Source organism: Bradyrhizobium sp. SEMIA (genome assembly GCF_014844175.1).
In the GTDB taxonomy this organism is placed as follows: domain Bacteria; phylum Pseudomonadota; class Alphaproteobacteria; order Rhizobiales; family Xanthobacteraceae; genus Bradyrhizobium; species Bradyrhizobium arachidis.
Genome location: NZ_CP046601.1, coordinates 7,781,507 through 7,794,739 on the forward strand (window position 1 = coordinate 7,781,507; position 13,233 = coordinate 7,794,739).

The window sequence follows — 13,233 nt, forward strand, 5'->3', positions numbered from 1 at the left end:
CATGTCGCTTCTCGGCTTCGACGCGCTTGGCCGTTGGGCGCTGGCTCAACTCCCGAGCAACGGGAATCTTGCGCTTCTGACTGTAGGAGGGACGGTCGCTCTCGCGGGGCAAGCGGCTGCATTCAGGACATCAGAGCCGGCCGCAAGCTCGGGCGTGCTGGCGGCCGGGAATTCGGCGGGCTTCAAGGTCGCGGGGTCGGGCAATCCAGGGACGTTCGCCTTCGCCGGCAATGCGGCGGCATTCAGGTCCTTACTAATGAGCGTCGGCGGCTCGTTCCTCCTGAGCGGAACAGCGATGAGCTCGACGGTTCGCGCAATCGCCGCGCCAAGTGCGATTGCGCTGTCGGGGATGTCTCTTCCATTCGTCGTATCGCTTGCCTCAGGATCCGGCGCGGTTGCCTGGGCCGGCGGCGATTCAACCTACGAACGCGACCACGAGGCGTGGGTTCGCCGACCGTTCGATACGATGTCGTGGCAGACGGAGGCTATCTTGCCGCCGCTGGCCTGGAACGATGCCCCATCTTCCGCGGGAGCCTGGACGCCGGACATGCAGCCCTCGAATGCGTGGACGCCTGTTTCGATAGAACCCGAACCATGGACGACCGAATAATGCCACTCCTTTCCTATGGCGAATACCGCCCCGACGTCAGCGACTATGAGGGGCAGGCTACGCGCAACATCCTCAACGTTATTCCGCGCGGCGACGGTTACGGACCGTTTCCGTCATTCTCAGCCTACACATCGGCGCTGCCGGCGCCGTGCCGCGGCGCGTTCTACGCGCTGAAGTCGGACGGCACCGTCGTCACCTTCGCCGGCACAAGTACAAAACTCTATCGGCTCAACAATACCGACTTCACCTGGGTCGATGTCTCCAAGGGCGCGTCGTCCTATTCGGCGCTTTCCGCGACCGCGCAATGGCAGTTTGCCCAGACCGGGAATTTCGTCTTCGCGACGCAGGCCAACGCTGTCCTGCAGATCTTCGATCTCTCCTCGTCGACGGCCTTCGTCGATGCGCTGGGTTCACCGCCGCAGGCTGCCTATATCAGCGTGGTCGGACGCTTTCTGGTGCTATCGGGACTGCTGTCGACGCCGTACCGGATCCAATGGTCCGGGCTGAACAACTTTAATGCGGTCGACAGTTGGACCAGCGGGATCAAGTCGTCCGACTTCCAGGACTTTCCGGATGGTGGCATCGTCCGCGGCGTCGCCGGCGGCGAATCCGGGGTGATCTTCCAGGATCAGGCGATCCGGCGCATGTCCTATGTGCCGGGATCGCCGATCATCTTCCAGATCGATCGCATCACCCAGGACAAGGGCCTCTACGCGCCATATTCGATCATTCGCGCCGGGGAGCGCGTCTTCTTCTACGCCGGCCAGGGTTTTCACAAGATCGAGCCGGGCGGCGTGCCGCAGCAGATCGGCCGCGAGAAGGTCGATCGCAGCTTCCTCGCCGATCTCGACAAGGGCAACCTCCAGCTCTTCATGGGCGCTGCCGATCCGCGCTCGACGCGCGTCTACTGGGCTTACAAATCGGTGTCCGGCACGGTCGGCGCCTACGACAAGCTGCTCGGCTATGACTTCCTGCTCGATCGCTTCTTCCCGGTCGCGGTGACGGGCGAGTATCTGCTGGGCATCTCGCAGACCGGATTGACCCTGGAGAACCTCGACAGCATCTCGTCATCGCTGGATGCGCTGACGCTGAGCCTCGATGCCTACGCGACCGCAGTACAGCCCGAGATCGCGCAGTTTTCGAACGCGCATGTGCTCGGCTTTTTCCGCGGCCCGAATCTCGAGGCGACGCTGGAAAGTCCAGAGCAGGGCACGGACGAGAACCGCATCACCGTCCGTGGCTTCCGCCCGGTCACCGACGCTGCGACCCTGTTCGGCTCGGTGTCCTGGCGCGACACGCCGTCCGCGGCGGCAATACCGGGTGCGGAGGTTCTGGTCAACGCCCGGACCGGCCGCTGCGATGTCCGGCGCGACACCCGCTATTCCCGCTTCAAAGTGCGCATTCCGGCCGCGACGAATTGGTCCTTCTGCGCCGGCATCGTTCCCGATCTCTCACCCAACGGCACGCTATGACGGCTTACGTACCTGGCATCACCGAGACCGACCTGAAGAAGATCGTGCTTGCGATCCAACAGCTCGCAGCCGGCAGATCGAACGCCGTCGGCAGCGCGACGCTGGCGACAGGCGCATCGAGCACGACGGTGACCACGGCGAACTGCGCGGCAGGCTCCGTGCCGATCCTGGTGCCGGCGTCAGCGAATGCAGCGACGGAGGTCGGCAACGGAACGATGTATGTGAGCGCGGTTGCGAACGGAGCGTTCACGATCACGCATGCGAATTCTGCGACGGCGGGGCGGGTGTTTTTGTGGGCGGTGGTGGGCTGAGGGTGCGGCGATGAGCGCATCATAGACGACGTCCAGGAGCAAGTGCGTCTCAGGCCAGCAATGCCGCCAACCGGTGGTCTTGCGCGGACAACCATGCCCGCCGCCAAATGATTTCGAACAACTTCGGCAAGAAACGCCTGCAGTGCATTTTTCCACTAAATGAATATTGGAGAGAGCAAATGCCCTACGCTGATTATTGGCAAGGGGCTCTTCGTCCGGGCGCTGTAAGCACCATCGCGTTTTTCCTCGGTTACGTGTATGGTTCTTTGCGGTCACCCGGGATTTCCAATGAGTTCTGAGCATTCTGACATCGACACGCCTCCGCTGGAGCCGATCGATGAGGTTACAGAGCACGAGCATTCAGATTTCAGCGCGCGATGCCTGGCGTTCGTCGCTCCCCTTCTCTCGAAGGGAAATTGGGAGCCCAAGCGCGAGCTCGTCACGCGCAGTCCAAAATGGGGACTGATATGGCGGGGCGATTACGCCATCGCGGATCTGGCGCCGAGGCTCGTCAACCGGATCATGTGCTGGGAAGGCGCTGACGGAAAGCTTCTCATCGAGATCGCAGTCGGCCAGCAGCGTCTTGCGCCGCCGCCGGACGCGCCACCGAGAGACCCCGGCAACCGCGGAACTCAAGACTATTGACGAAGCACACGTCGCATCAGGTCCCGTCTTCGCATTCCCGGATGATGGACTTCTTCGCAGTGCCCAGGGTCTTTCGGACGTCGAGTAGCGAGAACGTCTCCTGGGTCTGGTATTTGGGGAATTCGACGACGAAGGATTTCTGTTTGGTCGTGGCGAGCGCCTTGACGAGTTCTCTGAAATCCCACTGGTTCTGACGTCCTTCCGCCTTGAACTGGCTGCCGTCGAGGAGGAAGGGGTGGTTCTTCCCGTCGATGATGATCTGCGCGGCGACTACTTCTTTGACCTGCGGCTTGATCCGCGCGACCGAAATGAACATGCCCGGCGTTTTGTCGTCGCTGCCCGCCGGACAGTAAATGCTGAAGGTGGATCCGGCGCCGTTCTCGATATTCGCTTCCAGCGTGCCTTGACCGTAGCCAAGGGTCCAGCGGAAGTCGACGGCTTGTGCGGCGGTGCCGGTCAGCATCAGGGCGAACGCAACGGGTAGCAGCTTCATTTGTCACATCCTGCAGTGGTGGTCCCCATAGCTATAGATGGATCGTCCGGCATTGCAACTGCGCTGGCTCGTCTCGAGGACGGAGCGAGCTCCTTTCCAAATCCCGACATGGAGGTCGATGTGGGTTTTCGCGATGATGATGTCTTTGCTCCGGGGGCATATGCTGGCGCCGGCAGTCTTCTCGGTAGACTGTCGGCGATCGCCGGGCGGCCTGCACGGAGAGCCAATCCGACTGCGACCGAACGAGACGTGTATGATCCCCGAACCTTCGGCAACGCAGCAGCCGATCTGATCGACCGCATCCGTGCGCTTCAGCAGCAGCAGGCTGCCTATCGGCCGGGTGTAGCGAGAGCCACCAGCCCGCTGACCAATCAGATCGTGCGCACCGAAAGCGGCGGCAGGGCAAATGCCGTGAACGGGCTCTCGAGCGCCTTGGGAGCGGGACAATTCCTGCGTGGGACCTGGCTCGATATGTTGGCCAAGTACCGGCCGGACCTGACCGGGACGCCGGACGAGCTCGCGGCGCTGCGCACGGACCCAAAGCTCTCGGCCGAGATGGTCGAAGCCTATGCGGCCGAGAATGCCAAGAGGCTTGTTCGGGCCGGACACGAAGCGACTCCCGCCAATGTCTACCTGGCGCATTTTGCGGGCCCCTCGGGTGCGCTCAAGGTGCTTGGTGCCGACCCAGCAGCTTCGGCCAGGTCGGTTCTTGGCGATGATGCGATCACGGCCAATCCGTTCCTCGATAAGATGACGATCGCAGATCTGAGGTCTTGGGCCGACAGGAAGATGCGGTTGCAACCATCGGCACCGGGTCCGCTGGCGCCGGCCTTTCCGGATCATGCCGCCCCGATCTTTGGCGCGCCGGCGTTTCCGGAAGGTCTCGTTGCGTCGCCGCAAGGTCCCTCGTCTGAGATATCGCGAGTGTCCTCCCAACCGCCGCCGGATACCCAACAAGGGGGCGGCGATCGCCCGCGCGGCTCCTGACCAACGAACCCACCACGCCTTGGCCGGTCCAGCCGCCGATCTTCTTTCCGTTTTGAAATGCCGGGCCCACGCGATCTCTGGCGCGATCGGTGCGCGGGCGACATCCAACTCGTTTGCATCGATCCGGAATACGTGCGCGAGATTTGGCCGCTCGTCGCTCCCCTCATCTTGCGGGCGATTGTCAGAACGGGGCTGTCGGCGTTCGCCGCGATAGAGCGCGACATTCTCGACGGCACATCGCTGCTTTGGGTCGCCTGGAGCGGCTCGACGATCGAGGCTGTTGCATCGACAAGCCTTGAGCAGACGGAAGCGGGCAAGGTCTGCGTCATCACGGCCTGCGCCGGTGTCGGCATCGCGCGCTGGCTATCTTTGATCGGCGGTATTGAAGCCTACGCTGAAGCGGAGGGGTGCCGGTGCGTGCGCATCTTCGGCCGGAAAGGCTGGGCACGCGTGCTTGAAGGATATGAGGAAACCCACGCGATCATCGACAAGCGCTTGCCGTCGACGCGTTGATGCGGGCCGCCATGCGGTTCGCAGGTCTTTTGCAACGACAGATCACACATAACGAAACCCAGAAGGAACATCGTCCATGGGTGGACAATCCACTTCCACGCAGACCGTGCAATCGCAGTCGGCACCATGGGCTGCCGCGCAGCCCGCACTGCAAACGATGTTGGGCCAGATCAGCACTGGGCTCAACAACACCGGCTTAACGTCAGCGGAGAGTAGTGCACTCGATACGCTGAAGAACAACGCTGCGGCGGGCAATCCCTATGCGGGCCAGATCGCGAACTATGCGCAGTCGCTGCTGAGCGGCGGCGGCGCCACCGCCCAGGCCAGCAATGTGCAGGACAACCTCGCGACCTATCGCAACTTGCTGACGCCTTATGCGAGCGGCAGCATGCTCGGCAACAATCCGGCGCTGACTGCGCAGCTTGCGCAGATCCGGTCGGATGTCGGCAACGACGTGAACTCGCAGTTCGCTGCCGCGGGCCGCGATTTCAGCGGTGCCAACCTGATGGCTTTAGGAAGAGGCGTTGCGGCGGCCGAGGCGCCGGTGATCGCCGCGCAATACAATCAGGATGTGGCGAACCAGCTTGCTGCCGCGGGCGCGCTCTACAATGCCGGCAACACGACGGCGAACACGTTGACGCAGATGCAGCAGAGCGATCTCGCCAATCGCGGCCAGGGCGTGACAGCCGCGCAATCGGCGCTGGACGCACAGAACTATGGCGCCAATGCCACTCTGGCGGAGGAGGCGCAGCGCCGCGGCATTCCCGTGCAAGCGCTGGGTCTGCTCGCGCAGATCGGCGTGCCGATCGCGCAACTTGGCACGCAGGGCAACAGCACGACGACGGGGACGCAGGAGAAGTCCGGGATCGATCAGTTTGCGACGTTGGCTGGCGGAATCGGCAATCTTATGAGTCCGTTCAAGTTCAACTTCACTGTCGGGAAGCAACCATGATCGAGCCAAATCTCGATGTGACGGGCGCCACCTTCGACCTCGCCAATGCGGGCTACGCGGAGATGCCGGATTCTAACGGGGATCCGGAGCACGCATCAATCGATGGCGACAGCGCTTCCTTGCGCGACGTTGCCGACCGGCGATCCAAGACCCAGCCCGAAACTGTCGTCAGGCGATATACAGACGCGGAAGGCAAGCCAGCTGCCGCGAACGAGGCCGTAACGCTCGCGCGCGCCGCGCGGGATTATGCAAGCGCAACGGCTGGCGACAGGCAGATCGCCGAGAACGAGTCTTCGGAGGAACTCGCCGTTAGGATCGATGCGCTGCGCGCAGACGTAGCCGCCAATGATCCCGACGCGCCTGAGTTCTACGGCTTTGAGCAGCCCAAGGACGGTGAGGAGCCTGACGAGGAGATTGAAGCTTCCTCGCGCACAAAGCAGGATCCAGGGAAACGTTCCGCCGAGATCGATCCCGATCTCGAGCAGCTCATGCAGCATCCGCAGGTGCGCCTCGCACTCGAGGAAAAGGTCGGCGAGGTCGAGCGCGCGCGGCAGAGCTATGCCGACGGCCTCGATACTGCCCTGCAGATCGCGCAGGCGAGCTTTGTCAGCCAATTTCCGGAATTGGCCGGCCTTGCGCCGGAGCGGCTTCCGGAAGCCCTGGCGCAAATAGCGCGTCAGGATCCCGCAAAGCTGGCGCGTATCCAGGCGATCGTTGCGGGAAGCGAGCAATTGCGCGCGCGTCAACACGAGGAGATGCGGCGGACGGCGGATGCCACGCGGCGCAACTTTGTGAACTATGCAAGGGCAGAGGACGCCCGGTTAGAGACGATGCTGAAGGAAGAAGCGAGCAGCGTCAGGCAGGCCGTAGCGCAGGAGATCATGGCCTCGGCCAGGGCCAGCGGCATCGAGCCGGAAGAGCTGCAACGCCTCTTCGACAACGAGCCCTTGATGCGCAATGCGACGTTCCAGCGCATGATGTACGATGCGGGCAAATACCGGCTGATGATGAAAGCGAGGGATGCCGTCGCGGCAAGGCCGATGCCGCCGGTGCAGAGGCCGGGCTTGGCAGCGAGCCGAGGTGAGCGTGGTCAGCACGATCTACGAACGCTCAGCGCGCGGCTTTCCAGCACGGGCGATCTCAAGGATGCGGTCGCGCTGTACCAGGCAAGGCGAACGCGCGGAGAATGAGCGGGAATTCATAGCGGTCGTCGGAATTGACAATGTTCCCTATTTGTTCTAATTTTGCCGGGAGTGCCGGATGTTCGATTGGCGGTCGCTGATAACGCGGTTCTTGCGCCACAGTGGTTTCGGAATGCAGTGGTTCTTTGCCAGAAATGCAGCAGCCGTTGAGCCTCGCGGTCGCTCGGTGCAATCTGAAGCCGAGAGGAGAGCAAAGTGAACTTCTCGGCGTCTCAGTGCCTATCTTTCATCGTCCTCGACGTCGTCATCAAGGGTGCGAAGAACAACGAGTGTACCTCGTTTGGCGCTGAATGCATCCAGGATAGGATACTCATGCCGTTGAGTCGTATTTTGTCCGTCGTGATTGTCGCGACAGGCCTTCTTCTGTCAGTCGACGCGTTTGCTGGTGACTACACGATATCCTATGCTTTCGACGGCACGACAACAGCGGATGTCGCCAGAGGCGCGACGGGTGCGTCCAACCAAGAGGGGGTCGCGAAAGAATGTCAGTACGAGAGGCGTTGCACGATCGAGCTGACAAAATCGGATCTGACGATATCGCTCAACGTTGAGCGTTCGGGGTCCCATAAGGTGATCGTCTTTGCCAACGGTGGCCGCAGCCGCAGCGCCGGTTGCTGCTATTTCTCGGGCGGCGATCGCCTGGCTGCAAGGGAGCTTACCGAGCCATTGCTTCGCCTGTGGATCTACGAGGGGCAAGCACGCAAGAGAAACGAATACGTCGAGAACATCCCTCTGGGTCTTCTGTATCTGCAGTTCTCGGACTTAAAATAGTTCGGCGCCCGGGCGCGCAGCTAGCCCGTCTTTCACCCTTACTCGTCAGCTGAATCATCCTGCGATCCTTTTGATCGCGGGATCTGTTCGGCATGCTTCGACAGGAATTCATCATGGCTACCATCGAGCGACAGTATCTGCCTCCCCCGGATTACGAGACGACGATCGCGGAGGCAGATCGCCCGCGTATTTACGATGCCGTTCGCAAGCAACTGGGCGATCTCCTGGAAGGCAATCAGTCCTACTATCCGGATGGGGTCCAGAAGGACTGGCAAGCACGGGCCGATGATCTGGACGGCTACATCAAATCGTTCAAGAGCTCGCAGGGGCGCGTGAGTGATCCGGCGGATATCCTCGGAGACGTGATCAGGTATCTCCGCGCGCATGCCGAAGACTTCCGCAAAAGAATCGAAGGTGCAAGGCCGTCCGATCCGATCGAGCTGCCGCCAGCATTGTCGCCGACAACCCGAGACAAAAACGAGCTGTACGTAGATCCAAATCCGTTTGCTCCTCCGATGAAGACTGCCCCTGTTCCGCGACAGGAGTGGCCAATCGCGACGACCTCCGGTCGTCGCACTGACGGGGCGGGCAGGCCGGAGCGACGCCTCGCTCCACCAATATTCTTTCCTTTCTAGAGGTCGTCAGTCGCCTCGCCGGTGCCGATCAACAGAATTCACGACAGGAAAACACACCATGAGCGAAAACGACCGGAACTTCATTGAACGCGCGGAGTCCATCACCACAAGTCTCTACGGCGAACCGATGTCGGCGGAGCGGATTGCGGAAAACTTCGCCCTCTACGGACTGAAGAAGCGCGTGGCGGCACTCGAAAGGTTCGATGCCGAGCTGGGGGGCGAGATCGATTCAAGTCCCCACAGCCTGCGAAGGCGCGTTCAGCTCGTCGATCTGCGCCGACGCATGAGCGACCTCCATGAGGCGCTGCGGAAAGCGAAGCGATGACCCATCCGTTGCTCACGGCGCTCGCGCAGGCGCGGTTGCGCGATGCACCGATGTTCGGCCGATGGTGCGAGCTCAACGGCGTGGCGGCGTGTCCAGCGACACCTGCGTCGGTGGCGCGTTTCGTGACCGACTGCGCGTCGCTCGGCATGAGCCGGCTCTGGCCGGCCGTGCAGGAGATATCGCGGATGCACGTGTCGCTCGGCCTGGCCGATCCCACGCTCGGCGGCGCGGCGGCAAGCGCGATGAGCGCGATCGCAGCCATTCCTCCACCACGGTCATGGCCGGGATCGTTCAAGGAACGGTTCGGCGTACTCCCCTACGACATCCAGGCCTATCTCGCTTCGCACGAAGCTCAGCGGGAACGCGCGCTCCGGCGTGCCCAGAACGATGCTGCTTCCGTCCGCCAGAAGCTGGCGGCTTTGGAGGCTCAAACGAAGGACGAACAGACCCATGGCATTGAAGCAGCAGCGCACGGCAAGGATTGAGGACCGCATCGAGGAACTGCGCGCCGAAATCGACGGCATCATCGACGCCCGCGTGGCGAGGATCGCAAGCGAGAGTCCCGGCGTCCCCGCGGGCGTGATCCGCAATCTCCTGACGGCCCGGGCGCCGTCCTGCCGCTGCGCACAGTACATCGAGCTTTGCGGCACAGAGGCGAAAACGCCGGACTGACGGCTCGCAGCAGCGGCCTCCACGAGCGACGCTTCGGCGACCAGCAGGGGCGCGTCTTACATCAAGGATACAGAATGACTCTCTATAAGTGGTCTCAAACGGCCTCCGCCGACGCGACGGCTGACTCCACGATCAATTGGGCGGAGGGCCAGTCGCCGTCCAGCGTCAATGACTCGGCGCGCGCCATGATGGCGGCTACTGCCAAGTATCGTGACGACACGTCCGGCTCGCTGATCACCGGCGGCACATCGACGGCTTATACCGTCTCCTCCAACCAGGTCTTTTCCTCCAAATCGGCAATGAACGGCGCTGAAATCTCGGTCACAATTCACGCGACCAACGGCGCTAATCCGACGCTGAATGTTGACGGACTTGGTGCGGACCCCATCATCATCGACACGGCATCTTCCACCACAGCCGTTCCCGCTGCAACGCTCTTGACTGGCGGTGTTTACACGCTTGTCTATTACAACACGGGCAACACGTGGCGGCTGAAGGACTTCTATCAGCTTCCCTTTACCGTGCCGATCGGCGGCATGATCGACTATTTTGGCACGTCGCGCCGAGCGCCAATTTCGTTTTTCCATATGGCAGGCGGTTTCGCGAACTGCGTATTCGATGCTCTTCTCATTGTTTGGCACCACATTTGGTGCTGGAGACGGCTCAAGCACTTTCAACATCCCGGATTTGCGCGGACGCGTTGTCGCCGGCAAGGATGACATGGGCGGTAGTGCGGCATCGCGATTGAGCGGGACCGGTATCATCACCGGCGGGGCGACGACGCTTGGCGGATCGGGAGGCGCGGAGACAAAAACCCTCCTTACTGCGAATTTACCGCCTTACACCCCCGGGGGGACTATCACGAACGGGGCCATCAGCATCGGTGGCAACGCTCAGACGATTGTGGCTGGGTCCGCGATTTCGAACAGTTCGCCAAGTGGCGCATTCCAAAATACGACAGCCACTGTGACTGCATCCCAAGCGACCTCGACTTTCACCGGCACCCCGCAGGGCGGAACTAGCTCGCCGGTTGTAATGCTTCAACCGACGATCATAGCGAACAAGCTACTGCGAATTATCTAGCCCACGCCGGCGCCGTGACACCCTTCTTCACAATGCCCATGAAGAAGAATTCGCTCTTCGCTGTGAGCGTTGGTTTATCGCCGTAGGTGAAGACGATTTCAAGGCCGGCGAAGTCAATCATTTCCCGGAAGGTCTCGACGGTCGATCCGCGGTTGTTCTCTTGAAGGACGATGACGCCGTCATCTTCGAGATGACCGTGGATGGTTGAGAAGAATTCTCGATGGATGTTCCAGCCCGGATCATGAGCGCGGATGTCGCCTTCGTATTGGTCGATGAAGTGGGGCGGGTTGCTCACAACCAAACCCCATTTTTCGCCTTCGGGAAGGCTCCGAAGATTGTTCGATTGGTACACGGACACGCGGTTTTCGAGGTGGTTCTGACGAACTGTGTTGCGGCATGAAGCGACGGCCGCAGGGTTGATATCGGCAAGGCAAAGTGTCTCGCACAGGCCATTGCCGAGCAGCGAGAAGCCGATAAACGCTGGCCCCGAGCACCATTCGAAGGCGCGACGCTGTACCGGCATGCCGCGCGAGCGCAGGAACGGAATGAATTCTTGGCCGAATTCAATTCCACCGCCATCGAGCTCGGCCTTATAGTCGATCGCGATGCCGCCCAAAACGACACGCTTGGCAGGGCGCGCCCAGCGCAGAACGGGGCGCACGACCTCCTTTTCCAAGCGTTTGACGATGCTCATCCGCAGCTCCGTTTCGCAATATTGCTGAGTTGCGTCGGAACTTACACTCCAACCCCTAATCGAGCAACCCATGGTAGACCTCAACGCCCTATCCGCGGCGAACGCCCGCCGCTGGGCGCATGCCAAGCTGACCCGTAAGACGGAGGCCGGTACCATCGCGGCCCGACTGTACAATTCCAAAGCGCGTTATCACGCGGGAGGCCAAGACCGGCGTCCCCTGGCCTGTTATCGCCGTCATCCACGAGCGAGAGAGCTCTCAGGACTGGAGGGCTTCCCTGGCCCAGGGCGATCCCTGGAACCGCATTTCGGTTCACGTTCCGGCGGGGCGGGGCCCATTCGAGTCTTGGGAGGCCGCAGCCATCGACGCGCTGGTCAAGTGTCCGCCCTTCCTCGCGCGTCACAAGGACTGGTCGATCGCATCGGCGCTGACGGCACTCGAGACCTACAACGGCATCGGTTACGCCGCTCGTGGTGTGCCGTCGCCCTACGTCTGGTCGGGCACCAACCAATACCGGGCCGGGAAGTACGTCAGGGACGGTGTTTACGATCCAGGCAAGGTCGATCCGCAACTGGGATGCGCGGCACTCATGATCGCGCTGATGGAGCTCGATCCCGAGATCAGTCTTTCCGGTGCGAGGCTTACGAAAAGTCCGTCGGCCGGCAATTTGGCGCGGCCTTCACTGACGAACCCGTCGAAAGGCTCGATCGGTGCGTTCGTCGTCAACCTGATCAGAGCAATTTTTGGAAGGAAATGAACATGTGGACGATCCTCGATATCATTCTGTTCGCTGCCGGCTTTGCGGCCTGCTGGTTTTGCAAGGACCCGGTGCTTCGGTTCGTGACCGGCACCGATGCTCTGATCAAGTCGCTCGAGGTCAAGCTTGCAGCGCTGCGGGCCAAATCGTGATGCTCGCCAAGATCAAGGCGGCCTGCCTGCACTCCATGACCATTGCCTGGAGCTATTGCATCGCGCTCGCCGGTGCGCTGGCTTCGATCATCGACGACCTCGCCGACGCGCTCGGCGATCCCGGCGTCAAGGATCAGATCAGCTCCGCCATCGGCGACGTCAAGACGACGGGACGCATTCTGCTGGTGATCTCCGTCATCACCATCATCGCGCGCCTGCGAACCCTTCGGAGAAAAGACCAATGTGGATGACCCTCATCTCGTTTCTTGGCGGCCCCGTCGTCAAGGCGCTGATCGATGCCTACAGCGCGAAGCTCAAAGTCGAAAATGTCGACACCAAGATCGCGGCGGATCTTGCGGCGAGCGAGATCGCGTCGCAGACGGCCGAGACCAAGGCCGTCATGCAATATAGAACCGCGGAGCTCGGCTATTGGTACGAGCCGGACAAGTTGATCGGTTACTGCGTGACGATCTATTTCGCAAAGTTGCTTGTCTGGGACAAGGTTCTCGGCCTCGGTACCACCGACGCATTGGCAGGATTTGCCGCCATTACGGCCAATCTCGTGGTCTCCTTCTACTTCGCCAAGCGCGGGTTCGAGAATGTTGCGAGGATCATCAAGCGGTGAAGATTCAGGACGAGGAGATTCGAGCGATCGTCGCCGAAACATTGGCCGAGCAGCATAGGATTCAGCAGGAGAGCATCGATGCGATCGTGTTGAAGGCGGTCGCATCGGTGCTGGCTTCTTTTGGAATCGAAGATGACGACCGCAAGGAGCTGAGGGCTGATTTCCAGCACCTGCGGCGATGGCGAAGGAGCGTGGAGCAGGCGCAAAGCTATACTTTCAAGGCTGTGATCACGGTGCTTGCGACGGGCCTGATGGGAGCCGTCTGGCTCGGCGTCAAGGTCGTACTGAGCAAGTGAGTCGTCACCACGGCGACGTTGCGGCGCTTTCATTCACGTC

Annotated in this window: 22 protein-coding genes; 19 read left to right on the forward strand and 3 right to left on the reverse strand. The window is 61.4% G+C overall.

Annotation, left to right across the window (positions count from 1 at the left end; all coding sequences use genetic code 11):
* Nucleotide 1: 1 nt before the first annotated feature.
* Nucleotides 2–610, forward strand: coding sequence for a hypothetical protein (locus FOM02_RS37380; protein WP_265440875.1), 609 nt, complete (start codon nucleotides 2–4; stop codon nucleotides 608–610).
* The gene (locus FOM02_RS37385) at nucleotides 610–2,082 is read left to right on the forward strand and encodes a hypothetical protein (protein WP_265440876.1); all 1,473 of its coding nucleotides are present in this window, start codon (nucleotides 610–612) and stop codon (nucleotides 2,080–2,082) included. The genes FOM02_RS37380 and FOM02_RS37385 overlap by 1 nt, the downstream gene beginning before the upstream one ends.
* A 4-nt stretch (nucleotides 2,083–2,086) precedes the next feature.
* Here the strand turns inward: FOM02_RS37385 and FOM02_RS37390 are convergent, their stop codons facing one another.
* A complete protein-coding gene (locus tag FOM02_RS37390; RefSeq protein ID WP_265440877.1) occupies nucleotides 2,087–2,338 on the reverse strand; it encodes a hypothetical protein in 252 nt (83 codons plus the stop codon).
* A gap of 343 nt (nucleotides 2,339–2,681) precedes the next feature.
* On the opposite strand from FOM02_RS37390, the gene FOM02_RS37395 reads away from it, so the two are divergent.
* The gene (locus FOM02_RS37395; RefSeq protein ID WP_265440878.1) at nucleotides 2,682–3,038 is read left to right on the forward strand and encodes a hypothetical protein; all 357 of its coding nucleotides are present in this window, start codon (nucleotides 2,682–2,684) and stop codon (nucleotides 3,036–3,038) included.
* Nucleotides 3,039–3,054: 16 nt separating this feature from the next.
* Here FOM02_RS37395 and FOM02_RS37400 read toward each other — a convergent pair whose 3' ends face one another.
* Nucleotides 3,055–3,531, reverse strand: a complete 477-nt coding sequence (locus FOM02_RS37400) for a hypothetical protein (RefSeq protein ID WP_265440879.1) — start codon at nucleotides 3,529–3,531, stop codon at nucleotides 3,055–3,057.
* 249 nt (nucleotides 3,532–3,780) lie between these two features.
* On the opposite strand from FOM02_RS37400, the gene FOM02_RS37405 reads away from it, so the two are divergent.
* The 11 genes from FOM02_RS37405 to FOM02_RS37455 all read left to right on the forward strand — a co-directional run bounded on the left by FOM02_RS37405 (nucleotide 3,781) and on the right by FOM02_RS37455 (nucleotide 10,671).
* Nucleotides 3,781–4,518, forward strand: a complete 738-nt coding sequence (locus tag FOM02_RS37405; protein WP_265440880.1) for a hypothetical protein — start codon at nucleotides 3,781–3,783, stop codon at nucleotides 4,516–4,518.
* A gap of 57 nt (nucleotides 4,519–4,575) precedes the next feature.
* Entirely contained in the window at nucleotides 4,576–5,031 is a 456-nt protein-coding gene (locus tag FOM02_RS37410) for a hypothetical protein (protein ID WP_265440881.1), read from the forward strand.
* 76 nt (nucleotides 5,032–5,107) lie between these two features.
* A complete protein-coding gene (locus FOM02_RS37415; RefSeq protein ID WP_265440882.1) occupies nucleotides 5,108–5,983 on the forward strand; it encodes a tail fiber domain-containing protein in 876 nt (291 codons plus the stop codon).
* Nucleotides 5,980–7,173 carry a hypothetical protein gene (locus FOM02_RS37420; protein ID WP_265440883.1) on the forward strand — a complete coding sequence of 398 codons (1,194 nt, stop codon included), beginning with the start codon at nucleotides 5,980–5,982 and terminating at the stop codon, nucleotides 7,171–7,173. Before FOM02_RS37415 ends, FOM02_RS37420 begins: the two co-directional genes overlap by 4 nt.
* A gap of 207 nt (nucleotides 7,174–7,380) precedes the next feature.
* On the forward strand, nucleotides 7,381–7,956 hold the full coding sequence (locus FOM02_RS37425; protein ID WP_265440884.1) for a hypothetical protein: 576 nt from the start codon (nucleotides 7,381–7,383) through the stop codon (nucleotides 7,954–7,956).
* 113 nt (nucleotides 7,957–8,069) lie between these two features.
* Nucleotides 8,070–8,591: a hypothetical protein gene (locus FOM02_RS37430; protein WP_265440885.1), complete on the forward strand. Its 522-nt coding sequence runs from the start codon at nucleotides 8,070–8,072 to the stop codon at nucleotides 8,589–8,591.
* Between the two features lie 58 nt (nucleotides 8,592–8,649).
* Entirely contained in the window at nucleotides 8,650–8,916 is a 267-nt protein-coding gene (locus FOM02_RS37435; RefSeq protein WP_265440886.1) for a hypothetical protein, read from the forward strand.
* Between the two features lie 8 nt (nucleotides 8,917–8,924).
* The gene (locus tag FOM02_RS37440; protein ID WP_265440887.1) at nucleotides 8,925–9,401 is read left to right on the forward strand and encodes a hypothetical protein; all 477 of its coding nucleotides are present in this window, start codon (nucleotides 8,925–8,927) and stop codon (nucleotides 9,399–9,401) included.
* Nucleotides 9,367–9,588, forward strand: a complete 222-nt coding sequence (locus tag FOM02_RS37445; protein WP_265440888.1) for a hypothetical protein — start codon at nucleotides 9,367–9,369, stop codon at nucleotides 9,586–9,588. Before FOM02_RS37440 ends, FOM02_RS37445 begins: the two co-directional genes overlap by 35 nt.
* Nucleotides 9,589–9,662: 74 nt before the next feature.
* Nucleotides 9,663–10,307, forward strand: coding sequence for a hypothetical protein (locus tag FOM02_RS37450; protein WP_265440889.1), 645 nt, complete (start codon nucleotides 9,663–9,665; stop codon nucleotides 10,305–10,307).
* Nucleotides 10,207–10,671 (forward strand): tail fiber protein, encoded by a 465-nt coding sequence (locus FOM02_RS37455; protein WP_265440890.1) that lies wholly within the window; start codon nucleotides 10,207–10,209, stop codon nucleotides 10,669–10,671. The genes FOM02_RS37450 and FOM02_RS37455 overlap by 101 nt, the downstream gene beginning before the upstream one ends.
* Here FOM02_RS37455 and FOM02_RS37460 read toward each other — a convergent pair.
* Nucleotides 10,664–11,365, reverse strand: a complete 702-nt coding sequence (locus FOM02_RS37460) for a methyltransferase (RefSeq protein ID WP_265440891.1) — start codon at nucleotides 11,363–11,365, stop codon at nucleotides 10,664–10,666. The genes FOM02_RS37455 and FOM02_RS37460 overlap by 8 nt on opposite strands.
* Nucleotides 11,366–11,838: 473 nt before the next feature.
* On the opposite strand from FOM02_RS37460, the gene FOM02_RS37465 reads away from it, so the two are divergent.
* Genes FOM02_RS37465 through FOM02_RS37485 form a run of 5 tightly spaced genes read left to right on the forward strand, consistent with a single transcriptional unit; the run spans nucleotide 11,839 to nucleotide 13,193 of the window.
* Complete coding sequence (locus tag FOM02_RS37465; protein ID WP_265440892.1) at nucleotides 11,839–12,120, forward strand: hypothetical protein; 282 nt, start codon at nucleotides 11,839–11,841, stop codon at nucleotides 12,118–12,120.
* 2 nt (nucleotides 12,121–12,122) lie between these two features.
* Nucleotides 12,123–12,272 (forward strand): hypothetical protein, encoded by a 150-nt coding sequence (locus FOM02_RS37470; protein WP_265440893.1) that lies wholly within the window; start codon nucleotides 12,123–12,125, stop codon nucleotides 12,270–12,272.
* Nucleotides 12,272–12,523 (forward strand): hypothetical protein, encoded by a 252-nt coding sequence (locus FOM02_RS37475; RefSeq protein WP_265442250.1) that lies wholly within the window; start codon nucleotides 12,272–12,274, stop codon nucleotides 12,521–12,523. The genes FOM02_RS37470 and FOM02_RS37475 overlap by 1 nt, the downstream gene beginning before the upstream one ends.
* Nucleotides 12,514–12,897, forward strand: a complete 384-nt coding sequence (locus FOM02_RS37480; RefSeq protein ID WP_265440894.1) for a hypothetical protein — start codon at nucleotides 12,514–12,516, stop codon at nucleotides 12,895–12,897. The genes FOM02_RS37475 and FOM02_RS37480 overlap by 10 nt, the downstream gene beginning before the upstream one ends.
* Nucleotides 12,894–13,193: a hypothetical protein gene (locus tag FOM02_RS37485; RefSeq protein WP_265440895.1), complete on the forward strand. Its 300-nt coding sequence runs from the start codon at nucleotides 12,894–12,896 to the stop codon at nucleotides 13,191–13,193. The genes FOM02_RS37480 and FOM02_RS37485 overlap by 4 nt, the downstream gene beginning before the upstream one ends.
* Nucleotides 13,194–13,233: the final 40 nt, after the last annotated feature.